The following is a 21,294-nucleotide window of genomic DNA, read 5'->3' on the forward strand; positions in this document are numbered from 1 at the left end:
ATCGATACACGGGATCAAGCGAATCCGTGCATCGCGGCTGGCCCTGCGGTTCCGTTTGCGCTAGCGGGGGGCACCGTGACGACCGGAGGAACTGACATGGCATGGTCGAAAGCCGATTGGAGAGCGAAGCCCCGGGTGCAAATGCCCGATTATCTGGACGCCGACGCGCTGGGCGCTGTCGAGGCACGCCTGTCGAAGTATCCGCCGTTGGTTTTCGCCGGCGAGGCGCGCACGCTGAAGGCCGATCTGGCCGCCGCCGGACGGGGCGAAGCCTTCCTGTTGCAGGGCGGCGATTGTGCTGAATCCTTTGCCGAATTTTCCGCCGACACGATCCGCGACACCTTCAAGGTGATGTTGCAGATGGCGATGGTCCTGACTTTCGGCGCCAAGGTGCCCGTCATCAAGGTCGGACGCATGGCCGGTCAGTTCGCCAAGCCGCGCAGCGCCCCGACCGAGGTCAAGGACGGCGTGGAACTGCCCAGCTACCGTGGTGACATCATCAACGAGCTGGATTTCACCCCCGAGGCGCGCATCCCGTCGCCCGACAAGATGCTGCAGGCCTATACCCAGGCGGCCGCGACGCTGAACCTTCTGCGCGCCTTCTCGAAGGGCGGTTTCGCGGATGTGCATCAGGTGCATCAGTGGACGCTTGGCTTTGTGGATGGCGACCGCGCGGCCCAGTACCGCGACATGGCGGGCCGGATCCAGGACACGCTGGACTTCATGACCGCCGCCGGCCTCACGTCGGACACCAACGCGGAATTGGCCACGGTCGATTTCTACACCTCGCACGAGGCACTGCTGCTGGAATACGAGGAGGCGCTGTGCCGCCAGGACAGCCTGACGGGTCAGTGGCTTGCCGGATCGGGTCACATGATCTGGATCGGCGACCGCACCCGGCAGCCGGATGGCGCGCATGTCGAGTTCTGCCAAGGTGTCCTCAACCCCATCGGTCTCAAGTGCGGTCCGTCGACCACGCCCGAGGATCTGAAGGTGCTGATCGAAAAGCTGAACCCCGAGAACGAGATGGGTCGCCTGACCCTGATCGCGCGTTTCGGTGCCGGCAAGGTGCAGGAGCATCTGCCCCGCCTGATCAAGACGGTGCAGGACATGGGCGCGAACGTCGTGTGGACCTGTGACGCGATGCACGGCAACACGATCAAGTCGCCGTCCGGCTACAAGACGCGTCCGTTCGAAAGCGTGCTTGCCGAGGTGCGCGAATTCTTCGCCGTTCACCGTGACCACGGCACGATCCCCGGCGGTGTGCATTTCGAGATGACCGGACAGGACGTGACCGAATGCACCGGCGGTGTGCGCGACATCACGGACGAGGATCTGTCCGACCGCTACCACACCGCCTGTGATCCGCGTCTGAACGCGTCGCAGTCTCTGGAACTGGCGTTCCTCGTGGCCGAGGAACTGTCCGCAATGCGATCGGATCGGGCACAGGCCGCGTCCTGATCGCTCGATCGGAATGACAGGATAAACGAAAGGGCGCCCCATGACGGGCGCCCTTTTTTCGTTTGCGTCGCGCGGGTCGATCCTACTTCACGACACGCAGGTAGGGGCGCGATCTGGGGGCGGCCGTGTACGGGGTGCCGGCCTCCGCCATCTCCATCGCGGGCTGCTGCGCTGCGTCCTGTGCAAGGAGGCGGTCCTGCGACCATGCCCCCGTCGTCGGCGACAGGGGGTTCAGCCGGTCACGCAGGATCGTGAAACGGTGGGGCGGTTCCGGGTCGAACGCTTCGAGCGCGATACAGGTCAGCGCCTTGCTGACCGCGCCGGACGCATCCTGCAGGGGCAGGATCAGCATACGGGCATGGGTGATGGCGCTGTCGGTGCGGCTGATCAGATCCAGCTCAAGCGTCGCCGGTGCCTCGAACACCTGTTCGACAAGATCGATGGCGCGCGCTCGCTGGGCCACGTCGAAGATGGCGCGAATGGGCAGGCCACGCACCTCCATCCCCATCAGGCTGTTCATGACACGACCACCCAGCCGGATGCGGACGGTGCCGGGGCGCACGCGATCGAGGATCATGCTATGCCCCAGCGTCAGGGACATCGCCCGTGGGTCCAGCGCCTCGCGCCGGGGCAGGTTGCGCCCCGACCGAAGCGATGACCAATATCGCCACGCCTCCTCCAGCATGGGGGATTTGCGCATCATGCGTTGTCCCATGATGTCATGTATGTCGGCCCCGGTTCTGGCGGGCACGCCGTCTGAATCGTCAAGACCGGCCATTGTGTCATCCCTTGTATGCCTGCCACGACGCGGCGGCGCGTGGATCATTCAGTTGCGCGCCGATTGGGCCACGTTGCATTTGAAATATGGCAATAAGCTATAAAATGCGCGCAATTTCTTTACCGGTGGTTAATGTCAGGGCCGCCGCGCGACGCGGACCGCTTGCCCGCTGTCGGGTGTCGCGATAACCCGCTGGGGCACGGCGCCGGGGTTCGTTTGCCACCGGCCAACCACAGGAGGCATGCGATGACCACAGGCCCACAAGGCACCCGACGCGGCCTTGCCGTGATCCTGTCCAGCCCCTCGGGTGCCGGGAAATCGACCCTCGCCCAACGTCTGATGGCGTGGGATCCAAGCCTGAGCTTTTCCGTTTCGGCCACGACCCGGTCGCCGCGTCCGGGCGAACAGGACGGCGTGCATTACTACTTTCGCAGCCGCGAGGAATTCGGCGCCATGGTCATGGATGGCGAGATGCTGGAACATGCCGAGGTGTTCGGCAACCACTATGGCAGCCCGCGCGCCCCGGTCGAGGCGGCGCTGTCGGCCGGTCGCGACGTCCTGTTCGACATCGATTGGCAGGGTGGCCAACAGGTGCGCAATTCCTCTCTGGGACGCGATGTCGTGTCGATCTTCATCCTGCCGCCCTCCATCGCCGAGCTTGAGCGGCGTCTGAGGGCCCGCGGACAGGACGACGACGAGGTTATCGCCGGCCGGATGCTCAAGTCCGAGGACGAGATCAGCCATTGGGCGGAGTATGATTATGTCCTCGTCAATGACGACGTGGATTCCGCGGAGGAGCGTCTGCGCACAATCCTGACCGGAGAGCGGTTGCGCCGGGACCGGCAGCCATGGCTGTCCGACTTCACGCGCGGATTGAGCCGCGAGTTCAAGGAAAGGGGCCTGCCATGATCTATGCACTCGACGATATCGAACCACGGATTGCGCCGGATGCATGGGTGGCCCCGGACGCCAACGTCATCGGCAAGGTCACGTTGGAGGCAGGAAGCAGTATCTGGTTCGGATCTACCTTGCGCGGGGACGGCGAACTGATCCTCGTCGGGCAGGGGTCCAACGTTCAGGAAAACTGCGTTCTGCATACCGACGCGGGCTATCCCCTGACGATCGGGGCCAATTGCACCATCGGTCACAAGGCCATGCTGCACGGCTGCACCATCGAGGAGGGCGCGTTGATCGGCATGGGAGCCACGATCCTGAACGGCGCGGTCATCGGGGCGGGGTCGCTGATCGGGGCCGGGGCGCTGGTGACCGAAGGCAAGATCATCCCGCCGGGCAGCCTCGTGATGGGCGCACCGGGCAAGGTCGTTCGCGACCTGTCGGAGGATGCGCGCGCGGGCCTTCTGGCCTCTGCCGCGCACTACCGCGCGAATGCCGCACGGTTCCGGGCCGGTCTGCGCGCCCTCTAGGCCGGGTCGCGCCGACTAGACCAACAGCGAGAGATGGGTTTCATCCGCGCTGACCGAGATGGGGCGCCGCAGGCGGCGGCAATCGCGGGCGAGGATGCCGAACTGGACCTCCGACCCCTTGAGGTCCGTCGGCAGGACGCCGCGTCCCAATCCCTGCCACAGGGGCGCATCGATCTTGAGGCGCTTGGCGTCGACATGGAACACCCAGGCATTCGGGTTGCGCGTGACTTCGACCGTTGCCCCCCACGGGGTCGCCACCTCCAGGCAATTGAGCGCGAGGCAGGCCAATCGCATTTCGGGGCGGGGGCGATCCTCCTCGTCCATCCATCTGATGCGGGTGCGCGTATCCTTGTACATCGCCCCCAGCACGTCGCGCATTTCGCGTGCGCCGATCACCGCGTCAGGGCCGGCCTTGCCGAACGCGAGGCGAAAGAACGAGATGCGCGCAAGCGCGGCATCGAGAGAGCCGCGAATCAGCGCCATCTCCTCCGACCCGCCGCCGGACAGTTCCAGTAGTTCGAGGCCATTGCCGATGGCGCCGATCGGACTGACGAGGTCGTGGCAAAGGCGGGAACCGAGCAAGGCTATCAGATCGGGCTCGTCCTCGTCGCTCTGCATGCTAGTGTTCACGGTGGTATCAGTCATCGGAGACCCTCATGCCACATGATCAAAACGCGATGCTGGAACCGGGCATGTTCGTCCAGCATCCCCAGGCGCCGGAGTGGGGCCGGGGTCAGGTGCAATCCAACATCGGGGCGCGGATCACGGTGAATTTCGAGCATCAGGGCAAGCAGGTCATCGACAGCACGCGGATACTCCTCCTACCGGTATACGATTGAATACCGTGATAAGTTTTCAAGGTTAATGAAACGTTGACGGCGTGCAACTGCCAGTTGGACCTCGTGACGCGCTTGCGCGTTTCGTCGCACCCTACTAGCTCGGCCCCATGCAAGGTGGCCTGACCCTATCGATCACGCGCAATCCCGACGACGTTCGTGCGGCACAGCGCCTGCGTCATGACGTGTTCGTGCGCGAAATGGGGGCGGCCCGGGTCGCGCCCGATGGGGCCGAAGGCGATGCCTTCGATCCGCTGTGCGATCACATGGTGCTGCGCGATGCGGCCCATCCCGACCGTGGCGTCATCGCGACATCCCGCCTGTCGCATGGGGTGGCCTATACCGCGCAGGAATTCGATCTGTCCCGCCTGCTGGCCCGTGGGTCGTCGGTGGCCGAAGTCGGGCGAACCTGTATCCACCCGGATTATCGCGGCGGCATGGCGGGTCTGATGATGTTCCAGGGCATGCTGGATCATCTGCGGGCATCCGGCGTCCACTACCTTGTCGGGACCGCGTCCTTTGCGGGGGCGGATCCGGCGCGCCACATGCCGGCGCTGCGCAGCCTGCGCGCCGAGGCCCTGGCCCCGGCCGACATCCGCCCGGTCGCGCGTGGCCCCTCGGCCGTGCCGATCGACGAGGAGCCGGCGCAGCGGCGCGACATGCGGTCCGTGCCGCCCCTCATCAAGACCTACCTGCGTGCCGGGGCCTGGGTGGGTGACGGGGCATGGTGCGACGTGGTGTTCAACACCGTGGATGTCTGCATCCTGCTGGATATGGCGCGGCTGCGCCTGCCGCCCGTGGCCCGGGGCAGGGGCCGCACGATCGGAACATCCGACGATGGGACAGCCGATGATGCATGACCGGGCGGGGGACGACGCATGACGTGGGATGGTGCCCCCCATCCGCCGGCGGACCGGATCGGGGCGATGGGGATGCTGCGCATCCTCATGCGTGGTATCCCGGTGGTCCTCGTCGTCTTCGGATGCCTGCTGATCCTGTTGCTGGTTCGTGCGGTGGAACGCCCGCTGTATGGCGCGCGCAGGCCGATGACGCCCCACATCACACAGTTCGTCTGTCGCGCGGCGCTTCGGATCATGGGGATCCGCCGTCGCGTCCGCGGATCCGTCATGACCGGGACGGGCGCGGTGGTGGCGAACCATGTCTCATGGCTGGATATCTTCGCGCTCAACGCATCCAAGCGGATCTACTTCGTGTCGAAATCGGAGGTCGCGGGCTGGCCGGGCATCGGATGGCTGGCGCGGGCCACGGGCACGGTCTTCATCCGGCGCAACCGCCGCGAGGCGCGCGAGCATGCCACCGTGATCGAGCAGCGGTTGGCCGTCGGTCACAAGCTGCTGTTCTTCCCGGAAGGCACCAGCACGGATGGCATCCGCCTGCTGCCCTTCAAGACGACGCTGTTCGCGGCATTCTTCAGCGATGACCTGCCCGACGACATGCAGGTGCAGCCCGTGACACTTGCCTATCACGCGCCCGAGGGGCAGCCGGCGACATTCTATGGTTGGTGGGGCGATCAGGGCGCGGGCGAGCACATGTTGCAGATGCTGGCGGCGCCGCGTCACGGAACGATCGAGGTGATCTACCACGACGCCATCCGTGTCGCCGATCACGCAAATCGCAAGACGCTGGCCCGCGCGGCCGAGGACAGCATCCGCAATGGCCTGTCGGATGCGGGTGTTCTGTTGATCCGCTAGCGGCGTTTTTCCGATGCTCAGCCGCGGAAGGGCGCGGTCAGTTCCGCCAAGCGGGCGACGGGATCCTCGGCGGACCAGACCTCTTCACCCAAGGCGATGAAATCGGTGGCCTGCGCCAGGGCCGTGATCGTGGGCAGATCCAGCGATCCTTCGGCCACGACCGGCACTTCGATCATTTCGGACCACCACGCGAACAGGTCGATGTCCGCCCGTTCCCCGGTGCCGAGGGAACTGTTGCCCGCAGGGCCGAAGGCGATGTAATCCGCCCCCGCCTCGCCCGCGGTCAGACCATCGTGCCGCGACGCACCGCAATAGGCCCCGATGATCGGATCGCTGCCCCAGTCGGCGCGAAGCTTGCGCAGGCCACGCGGGTCGGTCAGGTGCACCCCGTCGAGGCCGAGGCGATCCACCAGCGCGGCATGGTCCGTGATGACCAGCGGCACGTCGGCCTTGTGCGCCACATCGCGGCAGATGTCGGCGGCGCGCATCACCCGGTCCTCGTCCTGCGTGGCAAGGGCAAGGCGCAGGCAGGCAACCTCATGCGCGCCCAGAACGGCGGCAAGCCGGTCGGCAAAGGACGCGTCGATGTCGGATGGCGTCACGAGGTAGAGCTGCGGTGCATCTGTCATCTGATCGTCCTCTTGGTCGGGGCTGGACCTAGCCTTCGTCCAACCCTGCTGCAAGTGGTCAGTAGGGTGCGGGGACCGGCAAGATGTCGTGCAGGGCGATTGCCTGTGCCGCCTTGCATGTATCGCGGGGGCAAACCGGGATGCGGGCATCTGAAACCGTTGCGTCCGGCCGCCGCCGCCTATACCCCCGCTGCCATGATCGATCCACGTCCCGCATTCGTCCTCGTCCGCCCGCAGATGGGTGAAAACATCGGCGCCGCCGCGCGGTCGATGCTCAATTTCGGGTTGGAGCATATGCGCGTCGTCGCGCCGCGCGACGGCTGGCCGAATGAACGGGCCGTGGCGCTTGCCTCGGGGGCGGGGCGCCTGCTGGACAGTGCCAAGCTGACGGCGGATGTCCCCGAGGCGTTGTCGGATTGCACCTATGTCTTCGCGACGACGGCGCGCGACCGCGATCTGACGAAACCGGTCTTCACACCCGAGGCGGCGATGGCCGAAGCGCATGCGCGGGGCGCGCGCGGGGAAAAGGTTGCCGTGCTGTTCGGGCCCGAACGTGCGGGGCTGGAAAACGACGACATCGTGCGGGCCAATGCCATCGTGTCGGTGCCGACCAACCCCGACTTCGCATCCCTGAACCTTGCGCAATGCGTTCTGCTGATGGGCTATGAATGGCGGCGCGCGGCGACGGGTGCATCCGGGTCCGAGATGGAGATGGCGGGGACGGATTGGGTCACCCATGCCGAGATGGACGCACTGGTCGCTCATTACGAACAGCGGCTGGAAGCGGCGGGGTTCTTCTTTCCCGAAAGCAAGGCTGCCTCGATGCGGCGCACCCTGCGCAACATGTGGTCGCGGATGCCCCTGACACGGGCCGACGCCCAGATATTCCACGGGATCCTGCGCCAGATGGTCCGCTGGAAGGAACGCGGCTGAAACGCCCCGCCGGGGGCGCCTCCAAGGCGCCGTTCACCCCCGACGTATGCGAGGCGAGAGGCAGACTGGTCCCCTGCGGCGATCTGGGGGATGCGGAGCGACGGGAAACGCCCTAGATCGGTCACCGAACGTGAACATGGGGGCCGCAGATGGCAAAGCGCGCGATTTTCGAAGAAGTCTCCTCGGCGGAGCGTCCGGTGACGAAAGGCGGCGTGATCGACGCGGCAAGGCGGGGATCGCGGGGGGCCGCGCGTGCCTGGCTGATCGTGTTGTTCGTGCTGGTGGTGGTGATGATCGCCGTCGGTGGCCTGACCCGTCTGACCGACAGCGGGCTGTCCATAACCGAATGGAAGCCTCTGACCGGTGCGATGCCCCCGCTGACCGCCGAAGCCTGGCAGGCCGAGTTCGACCTGTACCGCGCAATTCCCGAATATCAGTTGCAGAACAAGGGCATGTCCCTGTCCGAGTTTCAGTTCATCTATTGGTGGGAATGGGGACACCGACAGTTGGGCCGCGTGATCGGCCTTGTCTGGGCCATCGGGTTCTTCGGCCTTCTGGTCACGCGCAAGATGCCGCTGGGCTGGACCGGCCGGTTCGCCGCCCTTGGCGTTCTGGGCGGACTTCAGGGGGCGATCGGATGGTGGATGGTGTCCTCGGGGCTGGAGGGCACGATGCTGGACGTCGCCTCCTATCGCCTCGCGACACACCTCGGGCTGGCCTTCGTGATCCTCGGGCTGATCGCATGGTTCGTCCTTTCGATGTCGCGCAGCGATGCGGCGCTGCTTCAGGCGCGTCGTGACAAGGACGGCACCCTGATGACGCTGGGCAGTGTTTTGATCGGGTTCACCTTTCTGCAGATCGTGATCGGCGCGCTGGTCGCGGGTATCGACGCGGGCCGCAACTACATCGACTGGCCGTTGATGGCCGGGGGCTTTACCCCGCCGGGCATGTGGGAATTGACGCCGTGGTGGCGCAACCTGTTCGAGAACGACGGCACGGTGCAGTTCATTCACAGGGTCACGGGCTATGCCCTGTTCGCAACCATCGTTGCCGTCTGGTGGCGTGCGCGCCGGTCCGCCAACCGCAAGACGACGCTGGCCTTTTCCGGCGTGATGCACATGGCCATCCTTCAGATGCTGCTGGGGATCATCACGGTGATGTATTCCAGCCCGTGGTATTTCGCGATCCTGCACCAGTTCGGCGCGGTCATCCTGATCTGTCTGACGGTCCGTGCGCGGCACCGGGCCAAGTATCCCCTGACCCAATCCGTGAGGGCCTGACCAATGGCGGCTTATGACGATCTGATGGCGTTTCAGCGCGTGACCGAGGCGCTGTCACAGGTGGCCGGGCGGACCGGGTGGGACCAGGAGGCGATCATGCCACGCGGTGCCGCCCCACAGCGGGCCGAGGAGATGGCCGCGTTGGAGGAGGTGCTGCACGCCCGCCGCACCGATCCGCGGCTTGGCGACTGGCTGCGCGAGGCACATGCCCCCGATGCGGTTGCCGATGCCAACCTGGCCGAATTGCAGCGCAGCTACGACCGCAACCGCAAGGTTCCGGCGCGTCTGGCGGCCGAACTGGCGCGGGTGACGTCGCTGGCGCAAGGGCAATGGGCCGGGGCCCGCGCGTCCGAGGATGCCGCCGCCTTCCTGCCCGTGCTGGAGGAGGTCGTCCGCCTGCGCCGGGAGGAGGCCGCGCATCTGGCCGAGGGCGGCGACCCCTATGACGCCCTGATGCAGGATTATGAGCCGGGCGGGTCCGCCGCCGAGATGGCCACGATGTTCGACAGCATGCGCCCGCGCCTTGTCGTCCTGCGGCAAGCGGCGCTGGACGCGGCGCCCGCGCCACGTCTTTCGGGGAATTTCCCCAAGGCCGATCAGATAGCGCTGGCGCATGAGATCGCACGCGCCTTCGGCTATGACTTCGACAGGGGCCGTCTGGACCTGGCCGTGCACCCCTTCAGCAGTGGGTCCGGGATGGATGTCCGGATCACCACGCGCGTCGACGAAGCCGATCCGTTCAACTGCCTCTATTCCACCATCCACGAGGTCGGGCACGCCTGCTACGAACAGAACGTCGATCTGGCTCACCTGCTGACGCCCATCGGCAAGGGCGTGTCGATGGGGGTGCACGAAAGCCAGTCGCGCAGCTATGAGAATCAGCTGGGCCGGTCCGAGGCCTATTGCGGTTGGCTGTTCGGTCGGATGCGCGATGTCTTCGGTGACATCGGCGTCGCGTCGGAGAGGGACTTCTACCGCGCGGTCAACGCCGTTCGTCCGGGCTTCATTCGCACCGAATCCGACGAGTTGCAGTACAACCTGCACGTCATGCTGCGCTTCGATCTGGAACGGGCGCTCATCCTCGGAGATCTGGAGGTCGCGGACCTCGAGGGGGCCTGGAATGATCGCTTCGCCGCCGATTTCGGCGTGACCGTCGACCGCCCGTCGCTCGGGTTCATGCAGGATGTGCATTGGTCGGTCGGCCTGATGGGGTATTTCCCGACCTATTCACTGGGTAACCTGTTTGCCGGGTGCCTGATGCAATCGGCCCGCGCGACCTTGCCCGACCTCGATGCGTCGCTTGCTGCGGGGGATCCGACGCCGGCGACCGATTGGCTGCGCGACAATCTGCAACGGTATGGCGCCCTGCGCTCACCGGTCGACACCATTCAGCACGCCACCGGCAAGGCTCCGTCGGCGGGGCCGTTGCTCGACTATCTGGAGGCGAAGTTCACCGATCTCTATCGGTGATCCATGACCCCGGATCAGCGGGCGGAGGTAAACAGCGGCTGTCCGTCGATGCGGTATCCATCGATCAGGTCCCGCGCGACCGGACCGGTAAGCCATGCGCCGAATGCCTCTGCGCCGACCGCGTTGACATGCGGATGAGCGCCGGGGTTCACGGGCAGATAGGCATAGGTGTTCAGCAACGCGTCGTCCCCTTCGTGCAGGATGGCCAGACCGGTCTTGGCCGCGAAGTTCAGCCATGATCCCCGGTCGGTCAGGGTATAGGCACCCATGCCCGCCGCGACGGTCAGTGTCGCGCCCATGCCCGATCCGGTTTCCCGGTACCAAGGACCTTCGGGAGCGGCGGGCCAGAGGCTCCGCTCCCTCAGGTGTGTGCCGCTGTCATCCCCGCGACTGACGAACGGGGCTTCGGCGGCGGCAATCCGCGACAGGGCCGTGCCGATATCGGGACTGCCCCGGACCCCGGCGGGATCCGTGTCGGGGCCGATCAGGACAAAGTCGTTGGTCATGATCTCGGTCCGCGTGGTGCCGTGCCCCTGGGCCAGCCACGCCTCCTCTGCCGCGCGGGCATGGACGAGGACCGCATCGACGTCGCCCGCCGCCCCAAGGCGCAGGGCCTGACCGGTTCCGACGACCAGAAGCTGCACATCGACCCCGATGTCATCACGGGCCGCAGGCAGCAGTCGCGCCGCAAGACCCGAGTTCTCGAAGCTGCTGGTGACGGCAAGGCGCAGCGGCTCCGCCCGCAGGCAGGTGGCACAGATACACAGGAACAGGGCAAGCATGAGGCGGGTCATTCGACGATATCTCCTGCAAGGAAGGCACGGGCCTCGGATGTGGTCGGCCGATTGAAGAAGGCGGAGCCGGCGGCATCCTCGATCAGCTTGCCATGGTGCAGGAACAGGACACGGTCCGCCAGACGTCTCGCCTGACCCAGATCATGCGTGGCCAGCAGCTTGTCGCAGGGGGCGGCCATGAGAACCTCCTCGACCAGTCGGGTCGCGCGCCCGTCCAGATGGGCGGTCGGCTCGTCCAGCAGCAACAGGCGTGGCCCGGCGATCAATGCGCGGGCAAGGGCCAGCAACTGACGCTCGCCCCCGGACAAGCGGTTTGCGGGCAGGTCGGCCTGAGCCGTCAGGCCCGTCCGCCGCAGCCAGGCATCCACCGGCGTCAGATCGGCGCCGCGCAAACCCAACGGAAAGGCAAGGTTGTCGCGCACCGACCGCCGCAACAGGACCGGCTGTTGAAACACGAAGCCCAAGGCGCGGTCGTCGGCGCTGTGGCGCCGTCCGGTCGAAAGGCGGTCCAGCCCGAAGATCGCCCGCAGAAGCGTCGTCTTTCCCGCCCCGTTCGGCCCCAGAACGACGGTCGTGCCTGCCCCGATATCAAGGTTGAGCGGACCGACCCGCTTGCGCACGGACGCGCCCTCCAACCTCACCATCGGCCACGCCGTTCCGTCCGGGCAAGGCCATGGACGCCAAGGTTCACCAACAGCGCGATGGCCAGCAGGATCAGCCCCAGCCCCAGCGCCAGCGCAAATTGCCCCCGCGATGTTTCCAGCGCGATTGCCGTCGTCAGGACGCGTGTCACCTGATCGATGTTGCCGCCGACGATCATGACGGCCCCGACCTCGCCCACGGCGCGACCGAAGCCGGCCAGAACGGCCGTCAACAGGGCGCGCCGCCCGTCCCACAGCAGGGTGCGCAGCCGTTGCAGCGGCGTGGCGTTCAGCGCGATCAACAGGTCATGATATTCGGCCCACAGGTCGCGCAGCACCTGATGCGCGATCGAGGCGATGATCGGCAGGGCGATCACGATCTGCGCCACGATCATGGCCCACGGCGTATATAGCAGGCCCAGCGCCCCAAGCGGCCCCGACCGCGACAGCAGAAGATAGAGCGTCAGCCCCACAACCACCGGCGGCAAGCCCATCAGGGCGTTCAAGGTCGCGATCACGCTGCGCCGGCCCGGAAACCTGCGCAGGGCCAGCCACGCGCCAAGCGGCAGGCCGATGGCCGAGGCGATGGCGATGGCCGTCACGGTCACGAACAGCGACCGGGCCGCGATCTGATAGAGATCGCCGTCCCCGGTCAGCAGCAGGCCAATGGCCGCCACGAAGGCCTGTCCGATATCGTCCATGATTTCGGGTGTCACGACGACAGCGCGGCTTCAAGCCGCCACGCGACATGCCATGATCAGACGGCGGCCTTTTCCCGGTGCGCCCCGTAATACAGGCCGACCACGTGCTCGGCCTCGGCGAAGAACAACCATCGCTGCACCAGAACCCCGGCCAGATGCGACAGGACGGCCACCGCCGCCATGAAATGGTGCATCGGCAACAGGACCAGCAGCGCGGGCAGGCCCGCCATCAGGATCAGCGCAATGATGCGCAGCTTGACCGCATGCTTGCGCCCGACCTGATAAACCATCTCGCGCGTCAGGTAATTCTGGCCCGTGTGGGGCTTTTCCCAAAGGCTGATGACGCCTTTCAGGCCGGTCGCGGTGTTCATCGTCGATCCGGCTTGGGCAAAACGCTTGTCCCCGGCCGTCCAGTGCCATGCAGTGACCGCCCCGGCGAGGATCAGGAACACGAAGGCCGGGTCCACGTTGCCGGACAACAGCGCACCGCCCGCGACACTGCACGTCAGGAACATCGCCGGCGTCGCCGGAAGCTGATTCCAGCGGGGCACGGTCTTGAGCTGCGCATAGATCATCGACGTCGTGAAGACCGTCAGCAGGCTGAGGACGGCGCCGATGAACCCGACGGGTTGCAGGGATGTGTCGAAGAAGATCTGGCCGATCGCGAAAACCGCCATTGTCAACAGGGCGGCCACCGCGGCCCAGCCTTCGCGCGACAGCCACGACGTGCGCCACTGGCTGTAGGACAGATAGGCGTTCTTCGGGTTCTTGAGGTGAAAGACAGCCGACAGCAATCCACCGACCGACAGCAGGTAGGCGATCAGATAGAACACGAAGGCGACCCATCCCGTCACGCCGGGCATTCCGATACCCAGGAAGAACAGCAGGCCGAACCCCGCGCCGGACAGGGATGAGAAGATGATGACGGAGGGGGCGGGGTGCATCAGAGTTTCTCCAGCGCGCGATCGACCCAGGCCAGAAGGCCCTTCGGCTCTTCGGCCACGGGGGCGAGGTATGGGGCAAGGATGTCCTCGTCACCGCCCATGACCGGTTGGATCGTATCCTTGGGGCGCGGGGGCAGATACTGGTTCACCGGTTTCGTGCCCTGTTCGGGCATCAGGTCCATTCCGCCGCGTTCGGCCACGAGGATGCTGACATCCGAGGTCGGGTCGGCCAGATCGCCGAAATGCCGCGCGCCGGCGGGACAGGTGCGCACGCAGGCCGGCTGACGATCCACCTCGGGCAGGGTATCGTTGTAGATGCGGTCGACGCACAGGGTGCACTTCTTCATTACGCCCTGCACCTGATCGACCTCGCGCGCGCCATAGGGGCAGGCCCATGCGCACAGGCCACAACCCATGCAGGCGTCTTCGTTGACCAGAACGATGCCGTCTTCGGCGCGCTTGTAGCTGGCCCCGGTCGGGCAGACGGTGACGCAGGGGGCATCGTCGCAATGCAGGCAGGATTTCGGGAAATGCGTGGTTTGTGCAAGTCCCGCCCGAGGCTGGCTCTGAAAACTGTGAATCCTGTTGAGAAATGTACCCTCCGCCTCGCCATAGGGATCGATGTCGGACAAGGGCGCGCCGTAGTTCTGCGTGTTCCAGCCCTTGCAGGCCGTGACGCAGGCATGACAGCCGACGCAGGTATCCAGATCGATGACGAGGCCGAGCTTCTTGGCGGTCGTGGCGGGGAGGGCGGTCATGTCAGCGGTCCTCGCGTGGGGTGAGGGCAGGAACGAGGGGCCATTCCCTCGCACTCTCCGAGGTATCTACGGCCAGAGGAAGGCAGGGCGGCCCGAAGCAAGAGGCCTGCCGGGATGACGGAGCGACGGCGCATCACGACACCTCCCAGGCAAGCCTGTCGGGGCCGGTGCCGACAGGCGAGGCTTGGGAACCGCTGTCCGGCCTCGATTTGCCGTCTGCCGGGGCGGCGACCTTTTCGAGTTTCACCTTGAGGTCGAACCACGCCGCCTGTCCCGTGATCGGGTCGGAGTTGGACCAGCGCATCCCGTCCCGTTTCGGGGGCATGAGTTCGTGGATCAGGTGGTTGAGCAGGAAGCCCTTGGTCGTCTCGGGTGCATTGTCGTGCAGCGCCCAGGCCCCCTTGCGCTTGCCGATGGCATTCCATGTCCAGACGGTGTTTTCGTTCAGGGCGGGCATATGGGCGACGGGCACAGTTATTTCCCCGTGCGGAGAGGTGACGCGGGCCCAGCCGTCTTCCTCGAACCCGTGCTGTTCCCACAGCTTGGTGGGAACATAGAGCGGGTTCATCCCGTGGATCTGGCGCAGCCAGGCGTTCTGCGTGCCCCAGGAATGATACATCGCCATCGGGCGCTGGGTCAGGGCGGTCACGGTGAAATCGCCGTCGTCGTCATGCCCCTCGGTCGCGTCCCACCAGATCGGCAGGGGATCCATCGTCGCCTTGATCCGGGCGCGCAGGTGGTCGGGCGGTTGTCGGTCGCCATGCCCTTCGGCGGCCAGCTGGAACCGGCGCAGGGGTTCGCACCACAGGGTGAACAGATAGGGCGAGGCCTTGTCGAAGAGGCCGATCTCGACCGCCCAGTCCTGATAGGCCTTGTTCCACGGCTTGTAGAACTGCGCCTCCTCCGGGATGTGGGCAATCGCGTAGCCGCCGTTGTCGATATAGGCCTGCATCTGGTCCGGGTTGGGTTTGCCGCGGCCCGTCTGATCGCCGTTTTCGCCGCGAAACCCCATCAGGGGCCCGACGCCGGGGCGGCGTTCGTGGCGGACGATGTAGTCGGCGTAATCCTTGAACTTCGGGCTGCCGTCATCCTTGACGAAACCGGGCAGATCGAGGCGCGCGCCAAGGTCGATAAGGGCGGATTGGAAGCCCTTCACGTCGCGGTCCGGTTCGACGACGGGCCAGCGGATCGCGTCCGCCGCCGCCTCCGCCTCGCAGATGGGCCGGTCCAGAAGCGAGATGCAGTCGTGGCGTTCAAGGTAGGTCGTGTCGGGCAGGATCAGGTCGGCATAGGCGACCATCTCGGACGAATAGGCGTCGGAGTAGATGATATGCGGGATGACATGGGTGCCGTCCGGGTTCTTGTCGGCCAGCATCTTCATCGTGCCGGACGTGTTCATCGACGAGTTCCACGCCATGTTCGCCATGTAGAGGAACAGCGTGTCGATCCGGTAGGGGTCGCCCGCGTGGGCGTTGGAAATGACCATGTGCATCATGCCATGGGCCGACATGGGGTTTTCCCAGGTAAAGGCCTTGTCGATGCGGGCGGGCGTTCCGTCGTCCTTCAGCGCCAGATCGGCGGGGCCGTGGACGAAGCCCAGGTGCGGGCCATCCAGCGGTGCGCCGGGGGTGACCTTGCAGTGCGGCTTCGGATGCGCGGTGGCCGGTTTGGGGTAGGGCGGTTTGAAGCGGAAGCCGCCGGGGGTTTCCACGGCACCGATCAGGATCTGCAGCATGTGCAGGGCGCGGCACGTCTGGAACCCGTTTGCATGGGCAGAGATGCCACGCATGGCGTGGAAGGAGACGGGGCGGCCGGTCATCGTCTTGTGCTTGCGGCCTCGGAAGTCGGTCCATTCCTGTTCGATCTCAATCGCTTCGTCGAAGGCGACGCGGGCGATTTCGCTGGCCAGCGCGCGGATGCGGGGCGCGGGGATGCCGCAGCGGTCGGCGACCGCTTCGGGGGCGTATTGGGCGTCGAGGTATTTCTCGACCAGGTGGGCGAAGACGGTGCGGTGGATGATGCCGTCCCGCTCCCACGTGCCGGTCAGGTCGGGGGCGACGTCCTCGGCGTCGTAGCAGCGGGGACGCTGTTGCACCTTGTCCCAGACCAGCTTGTGGCCGTCGTCATCCACGAGGGCCAGGCCGTGGGTCGCGCTGGCCGGGTCGGCGTCGATCAGGACGGGGGCGTCTGTGAAATCGCGCAGGTAGGCGAGGTCGATCTTGCCCGCCTTCAGCAGGCAATGCACGAGGGCGAGGATCAGCAGGCCGTCGGTGCCCGGTGTGACGCCGAACCAGTCGTCGGCCACGGCGTTGTAGCCCGACCGGATGGGGTTGACGCCCACGACGCGGCCGCCGTGGCCCTTCATCTTGCCGATCCCCATCTTGATCGGGTTGGAGTCGTGGTCTTCGGCGACGCCGAACAGGATGAACAGCTTGGTGCGGTCCCAATCCGGTTGCCCGAATTCCCAGAACGCGCCGCCCATGGTGTAGATGCCGCCCGCCGCCATGTTGACGGAGCAGAAGCCGCCGTGCGCCGCGTAGTTCGGGGTGCCGAAGGCCTGCGCCCACCAGCTGGTGAAGCTTTGCGATTGGTCGCGCCCCGTGAAGAAGGCCAGCTTGGACGGGTCGGTTTCGCGGATCGGTTTCAGCCAGGAGGCGGCGATCTCGTAGGCCTCGTCCCAGGTGATATCCTCGAACTTGCCCTCGCCCCGTTCGCCCACGCGCTTCATCGGGTTGCGCAGGCGCGAGGGGGCGTTGTGCTGCATGATGCCCGCGCTGCCCTTGGCACACAGAACACCGCGGTTGACCGGGTGGTCGCGGTTGCCCTCGATATAGGCGACCTTGCCGTTCTTGATGTGCACGTCGATCCCGCAGCGGCAGGCGCACATGTAACAGGTCGTCTTGCGGATCTCGTCACCCACCTTTGGAGAGAGGTTCAGCTTGGGTGCGGTCATGAGATCTCCGGTCTGGCGGCGGCAAGGATACGGGCGGCGTCGCGGGCCAGCGTCCGCTCTTCCTGCGCGTGCACGACATGGATGGGCACGGGGCCGATCCACGAGAGGGCCCCCGCGATTGCGTCGCGTATGCCGGTATCGTTCTCGCCGATCCCGCCGGTGAAGGCCAGCGCGTCCAATCCGCCCATCTGCGCGATGACCGATCCGGCGTGCGCGACGGCCCAGTGTATGAAATGCGCGCGCGCGAAATCGGCTTCGGGGGTGTTGGCCGCGGCAAGGGCGCGCATGTCCGACGCGCCACCAAGGGCCAGAAGGCCGGACTTGCGGTTGAGGCGGGCCGAGGTCGCGTCGATGCCGTGGCGTCGGGCCATATCCAGAACGGCCATGGCGTCGATATCGCCGGAACGCGTGCCCATGGTCAGGCCCGCCGTCGGCGAATACCCCATCGACGTCGCGACCGAGCGGCCATCGCGGATCGCACAGACAGAGGCGCCGTTGCCCAGATGCAGGGCCAATAGGCGCGGCGGCAGGCGGCCGTCCGCCCGCAGCGCCTCGACAAGGCCCGCATAGCTGATCCCGTGAAAGCCATAGCGGCGCAGCCCGGCGGCACGGTCGTCGGCGGGTATGGCGTAGCTCAGCGCCACCTCGGGCAGGGTGGTGTGAAACGCGGTGTCGAAGCCCGCTACCTGCGGCAGGTCGGGGGCCCGGTCGGCCAGCGCGCGGATCGGTGCGACGTTGTGCGGGTTGTGCAGGGGGGCCAGCGGTATCTGCGCCTCGATCGCGGCGATGACCTCGGGCGTGACGCGGACGCTGTCGGAAAAGGCCGTGCCGCCGTGCACCACGCGATGGGCCGCGGCGGTCAGGCTTTCGACCGGGTGGCCCCGACCGGCCAGGGACGACAGCACGAGATCCATCGCGTCGGCGTGGTCCGGCGCGGTTGCCGGGTGCCTGTCACCGCCAATGTCCAGTTCGGCCTTGCCGCCGATCTCGGACACGGCGCCGGACAGGACCTGTGTCAGGTCCGCGTCGAACAGGGCAAACTTGACCGACGAGCTTCCGGCGTTGATCACGAGCATCATGGCGTCGGCCCGCCTGCGGCGACGATCATGCCCAGAGCGGCGGCGGCAAGGCGCGCCGGGGTTGCCTGTGCCCGGCTGGTCAGCAGGATCGGCACGCGCGCGCCCATCACCACGCCCCCCGCACAGGCGCCCATGCCGAAGGCCAGCGCCTTGAACAGGACATTGCCGGTGGTGATCGCGGGCGCCACGAGGATATCGGCCGCGCCGGCAACCGGGTCGTCGTATCCCTTGATCCGCGCGGCATCCGCCGAAAGGGCAAGGTCCAGCGCGATGGGGCCCGCCACATCCGCATCCGGCAGGGCATCGCGGGCCCAGTCGGCGATGGCGCGGGATTCGCCGGTGTTGGCGATCGACGGTATCGGGTCCTCGGTCGCGCCGAGGATGGCGGCACGGGGCCGTTCGATGCCGACCAGATGCGCCAGATGAACGGCATGGGCGAGGCATGCCTTGCGGGTTGCCACGTCGGGCGCCACGTTCAGCGCCGCATCGGTCAACAGCAGGGGGCGGTCGTCACCCGGTCGGGTCATGTGAAAGACGTGACCACAGCGTGCGCCGGGCGCCCGTAGCCCCGCCGCGGACGGCAGCAGGCCCTTGAGGAAGGTCGAGGTATGGACCTGACCCTTCATGATGGCATCCGCCTCACCCGCGCGGGCCAGCGCAGCAGCGGCCGAGGACGCCCCGGCGCCGGGCGCATCGATAAGTGGAATGTCCGAGATGTCCCAACCGATCTCGATCGCGACCTGTCTGATCCGGACCGGGTCGCCGACCAGAACGGGCCGCGCCAGACCGGCGGTCGCCATGTCGCGCAGGCCGGTCATCGCGGTGACCGAACCTGCGTTCACCAAGGCCACCCGCGGGATCGGCAGGCCGCGCGTCCGCGCGATCAGCGATTGGGGCACTTGCGGTGCAATGGGGGACAGGAAGGGGTGGGTCATGACATGCTCCTTGGCCCGTCAACCGGGACGGACCAAAGGGTAGGATGCGCGCATTGCGATGGGATGACGTGACCCGGGGTCACTCCGCCGCCATGTCCGATGCGTCGATGCCGGCAACGCGAACCGGCTTCTTCATGGCATCGCGGCGGAAGGGTTCGCCCAGTTCCTGGTTCAGGATGACCTCGATCAGCGTGGTCTCGTTGCCCTCCATCTGATCCTTGATCGCGGTGTTCAGCGCAGCAGTCAGCTCATCCATCGTGCGGACTTGAACGCCCTTCAGGCCGCAGGCCTGCGCGATGCCCGCGTAGCTGACCTTCATGTCCAGTTCCGTGCCGACGAAGTTGTCGTCGAACCACAGCGTCGAGTTCCGCTTTTCCGCGCCCCACTGGTAGTTGCGGAAGACGATCTGCGTGATGGCGGGCCATTCGTCGCGCCCGATGGCCGTCAGCTCGTTGACCGAAATGCCGAAGGCGCCGTCACCGGCAAAGCCCACCACGGGGACATGCGGCTGACCGATCTTGGCGCCGACGATGGACGGCAGGCCATAGCCGCAGGGACCGAACAGGCCGGGGGCGAGGTATTTGCGGCCCTCGTCGAAGTCCGGATAGGCGTTGCCGATGGCGCAGTTGTTGCCGATATCCGAGGAAATGATCGCGTCGCGGGGCAGGGCCTGTTGGATGGCGCGCCACGCCTGACGGGGCGACATCCAGTCGGGGCGTGCCTGCCGGGCGCGTTCGTTCCAGGTGGTGCCGGGATCGTCCTGTTCGTGGTCGAGGGACGAAAGCTCCTGCGCCCAGGCCGATTTCGTCTGGGCGATCTTGGCCTTGCGATCGGCGCGGCCCGCGTCGCCCGCATCTTCGGACAATTGCCCGAGAATGCCACGCGCAACCTTGGCCGCGTCGCCGACGATGCCGACCGTGACTTTCTTGGTCAGGCCGATGCGGTCGGGGTTCAGGTCAACCTGAATGACCTTGGCGTCCTTGGGCCAGTAGTCGATGCCGTAGCCGGGCAGGGTCGAGAACGGGTTGAGGCGGGTGCCGAGGCAGATCACCACGTCGGCATCCGAGATCAGCTGCATAGCCGCCTTGGAGCCGTTGTAGCCCAGCGGACCGGCAAACAGCGGGTGGGAGCCGGGGAAGGCGTCGTTATGCTGATACCCGACGCAGACCGGCGCATCGAGGCGCTCGGCCAGCGCCATCGAAGCGGCGATGCCACCGGGTGACAGGACCACGCCCGCACCGTTCAGGATGACGGGGTTCTTCGCGCCCGAGATCAGCTCCGCCGCCTTGGCGACGGAGTTTTCGCCACCCGGCGAAGCCTCGAAGACGATGGGCTCAGGGATCTCGACGTCGACCACTTGCGTCCAGAAATCGCGCGGGATGTTGATCTGCGCGGGGCCGGACAGGCGGTGGGCCTTGGCGATGACGCGGGCGAGGACTTCGGCGACGCGGGATGGATCGCGCACCTCCTCCTGATAGGCGACGCAATCGGCGAACAGGTTCATCTGTTCCATTTCCTGAAAGCCACCCTGACCGATGGTCTTGTTGGCGGCCTGCGGCGTGACCAGCAGGCAGGGGGTATGGTTCCAGTAGGCGGTTTTGACGGCGGTGACGAAGTTGGTGATGCCCGGACCGTTCTGGGCGATCATCATCGACATCTCGCCTGTCGCGCGGGTGTAGCCGTCGGCCATCATCCCGGCGCTGCCCTCATGGGCGCAGTCCCAGAAGGTGATGCCCGCCGAAGGGAAGATGTCGGAGATCGGCATCATGGCCGATCCGATGATGCCGAAGGCATGGCGGATGCCATGGGCCTGCAACGTTTTGACGAAGGCTTCTTCGGTTGTCATCTTCATGATTTCAGCGTCCCCATGTGTCGGAAATTGAGACGTTTTGCCTCGAATTACTGCGCTCTCTCGGAAAGAATAAGACCAGCGTCAAGCGCCAGATAGGGCCAATTTCCCTCGTGC

The 21,294-nt window shown here is 66.2% G+C and carries 21 protein-coding genes; 9 read left to right on the forward strand and 12 right to left on the reverse strand.

All coding sequences use genetic code 11. The features are described 5' to 3' along the window. Positions 1-96 precede the first annotated feature (96 nt). The gene (locus V6N07_RS00915) at positions 97-1,461 is read left to right on the forward strand and encodes a class II 3-deoxy-7-phosphoheptulonate synthase (protein ID WP_371153338.1); all 1,365 of its coding nucleotides are present in this window, start codon (positions 97-99) and stop codon (positions 1,459-1,461) included. A gap of 82 nt (positions 1,462-1,543) precedes the next feature. Here the strand turns inward: V6N07_RS00915 and V6N07_RS00920 are convergent, their stop codons facing one another. Next, the gene (locus tag V6N07_RS00920) at positions 1,544-2,164 is read right to left on the reverse strand and encodes a PAS domain-containing protein (RefSeq protein ID WP_371153339.1); all 621 of its coding nucleotides are present in this window, start codon (positions 2,162-2,164) and stop codon (positions 1,544-1,546) included. Between the two features lie 321 nt (positions 2,165-2,485). Here V6N07_RS00920 and gmk point away from each other — a divergent pair, with 321 nt between their 5' ends. After that, the gene (gene gmk, locus V6N07_RS00925; RefSeq protein ID WP_371153341.1) at positions 2,486-3,148 is read left to right on the forward strand and encodes a guanylate kinase; all 663 of its coding nucleotides are present in this window, start codon (positions 2,486-2,488) and stop codon (positions 3,146-3,148) included. Continuing rightward, positions 3,145-3,663, forward strand: coding sequence for a gamma carbonic anhydrase family protein (locus V6N07_RS00930; RefSeq protein ID WP_371153342.1), 519 nt, complete (start codon positions 3,145-3,147; stop codon positions 3,661-3,663). Before gmk ends, V6N07_RS00930 begins: the two co-directional genes overlap by 4 nt. Positions 3,664-3,678: 15 nt before the next feature. On the opposite strand, the gene V6N07_RS00935 is transcribed toward V6N07_RS00930, so the two are convergent. Continuing rightward, positions 3,679-4,308 carry a histidine phosphotransferase family protein gene (locus tag V6N07_RS00935; RefSeq protein ID WP_371153343.1) on the reverse strand — a complete coding sequence of 210 codons (630 nt, stop codon included), beginning with the start codon at positions 4,306-4,308 and terminating at the stop codon, positions 3,679-3,681. 11 nt (positions 4,309-4,319) lie between these two features. Between V6N07_RS00935 and V6N07_RS00940 the strand changes: the two genes are divergently transcribed. The 3 genes from V6N07_RS00940 to V6N07_RS00950 all read left to right on the forward strand — a co-directional run bounded on the left by V6N07_RS00940 (position 4,320) and on the right by V6N07_RS00950 (position 6,211). Then, positions 4,320-4,502, forward strand: coding sequence for a DUF3553 domain-containing protein (locus tag V6N07_RS00940; protein WP_371153344.1), 183 nt, complete (start codon positions 4,320-4,322; stop codon positions 4,500-4,502). Between the two features lie 107 nt (positions 4,503-4,609). Continuing rightward, a complete protein-coding gene (locus tag V6N07_RS00945; RefSeq protein ID WP_371153345.1) occupies positions 4,610-5,359 on the forward strand; it encodes a GNAT family N-acetyltransferase in 750 nt (249 codons plus the stop codon). A gap of 18 nt (positions 5,360-5,377) precedes the next feature. After that, on the forward strand, positions 5,378-6,211 hold the full coding sequence (locus tag V6N07_RS00950; RefSeq protein WP_371153346.1) for a lysophospholipid acyltransferase family protein: 834 nt from the start codon (positions 5,378-5,380) through the stop codon (positions 6,209-6,211). 17 nt (positions 6,212-6,228) lie between these two features. Here the strand turns inward: V6N07_RS00950 and V6N07_RS00955 are convergent, their stop codons facing one another. After that, positions 6,229-6,840 (reverse strand): thiamine phosphate synthase, encoded by a 612-nt coding sequence (locus tag V6N07_RS00955; protein ID WP_371153348.1) that lies wholly within the window; start codon positions 6,838-6,840, stop codon positions 6,229-6,231. 195 nt (positions 6,841-7,035) lie between these two features. On the opposite strand from V6N07_RS00955, the gene V6N07_RS00960 reads away from it, so the two are divergent. The 3 genes from V6N07_RS00960 (at position 7,036) to V6N07_RS00970 (ending at position 10,523) form a co-directional block, all read left to right on the forward strand. Further along, positions 7,036-7,773, forward strand: a complete 738-nt coding sequence (locus V6N07_RS00960; RefSeq protein ID WP_371153349.1) for an RNA methyltransferase — start codon at positions 7,036-7,038, stop codon at positions 7,771-7,773. 149 nt (positions 7,774-7,922) lie between these two features. Beyond that, positions 7,923-9,053: a heme A synthase gene (gene ctaA, locus V6N07_RS00965; RefSeq protein WP_371153350.1), complete on the forward strand. Its 1,131-nt coding sequence runs from the start codon at positions 7,923-7,925 to the stop codon at positions 9,051-9,053. A 3-nt stretch (positions 9,054-9,056) separates the two neighbouring features. Next, complete coding sequence (locus V6N07_RS00970; protein WP_371153351.1) at positions 9,057-10,523, forward strand: carboxypeptidase M32; 1,467 nt, start codon at positions 9,057-9,059, stop codon at positions 10,521-10,523. A 14-nt stretch (positions 10,524-10,537) separates the two neighbouring features. Here the strand turns inward: V6N07_RS00970 and V6N07_RS00975 are convergent, their stop codons facing one another. The 9 genes from V6N07_RS00975 to xsc form a co-directional block, all read right to left on the reverse strand. Next, positions 10,538-11,317 carry a substrate-binding domain-containing protein gene (locus V6N07_RS00975; protein WP_371153352.1) on the reverse strand — a complete coding sequence of 260 codons (780 nt, stop codon included), beginning with the start codon at positions 11,315-11,317 and terminating at the stop codon, positions 10,538-10,540. Further along, a complete protein-coding gene (locus tag V6N07_RS00980) occupies positions 11,314-11,961 on the reverse strand; it encodes an ATP-binding cassette domain-containing protein (RefSeq protein ID WP_371153353.1) in 648 nt (215 codons plus the stop codon). Before V6N07_RS00980 ends, V6N07_RS00975 begins: the two co-directional genes overlap by 4 nt. Continuing rightward, the gene (locus V6N07_RS00985; RefSeq protein ID WP_371153354.1) at positions 11,955-12,659 is read right to left on the reverse strand and encodes an ABC transporter permease; all 705 of its coding nucleotides are present in this window, start codon (positions 12,657-12,659) and stop codon (positions 11,955-11,957) included. The genes V6N07_RS00980 and V6N07_RS00985 overlap by 7 nt, the downstream gene beginning before the upstream one ends. 56 nt (positions 12,660-12,715) lie before the next feature. Continuing rightward, positions 12,716-13,603 carry a dimethyl sulfoxide reductase anchor subunit family protein gene (locus V6N07_RS00990; protein WP_371153356.1) on the reverse strand — a complete coding sequence of 296 codons (888 nt, stop codon included), beginning with the start codon at positions 13,601-13,603 and terminating at the stop codon, positions 12,716-12,718. Continuing rightward, a complete protein-coding gene (locus V6N07_RS00995; RefSeq protein ID WP_371153357.1) occupies positions 13,603-14,361 on the reverse strand; it encodes a 4Fe-4S dicluster domain-containing protein in 759 nt (252 codons plus the stop codon). The genes V6N07_RS00990 and V6N07_RS00995 overlap by 1 nt, the downstream gene beginning before the upstream one ends. 133 nt (positions 14,362-14,494) lie before the next feature. Continuing rightward, a complete protein-coding gene (locus tag V6N07_RS01000) occupies positions 14,495-17,314 on the reverse strand; it encodes a molybdopterin oxidoreductase family protein (RefSeq protein WP_371153358.1) in 2,820 nt (939 codons plus the stop codon). Further along, on the reverse strand, positions 17,311-18,393 hold the full coding sequence (locus V6N07_RS01005) for an acetate/propionate family kinase (protein WP_371153360.1): 1,083 nt from the start codon (positions 18,391-18,393) through the stop codon (positions 17,311-17,313). The genes V6N07_RS01000 and V6N07_RS01005 overlap by 4 nt, the downstream gene beginning before the upstream one ends. After that, the gene (locus tag V6N07_RS01010) at positions 18,390-19,328 is read right to left on the reverse strand and encodes a phosphate acyltransferase (RefSeq protein ID WP_371153361.1); all 939 of its coding nucleotides are present in this window, start codon (positions 19,326-19,328) and stop codon (positions 18,390-18,392) included. The genes V6N07_RS01005 and V6N07_RS01010 overlap by 4 nt, the downstream gene beginning before the upstream one ends. Before the next feature lie 79 nt (positions 19,329-19,407). Further along, the gene (gene xsc, locus V6N07_RS01015; protein WP_371153363.1) at positions 19,408-21,180 is read right to left on the reverse strand and encodes a sulfoacetaldehyde acetyltransferase; all 1,773 of its coding nucleotides are present in this window, start codon (positions 21,178-21,180) and stop codon (positions 19,408-19,410) included. Positions 21,181-21,294 lie beyond the last annotated feature (114 nt).

It is taken from the genome of Jannaschia sp. 2305UL9-9, from assembly GCF_041403465.1.
Taxonomy (GTDB): Bacteria; Pseudomonadota; Alphaproteobacteria; order Rhodobacterales; family Rhodobacteraceae; genus Jannaschia.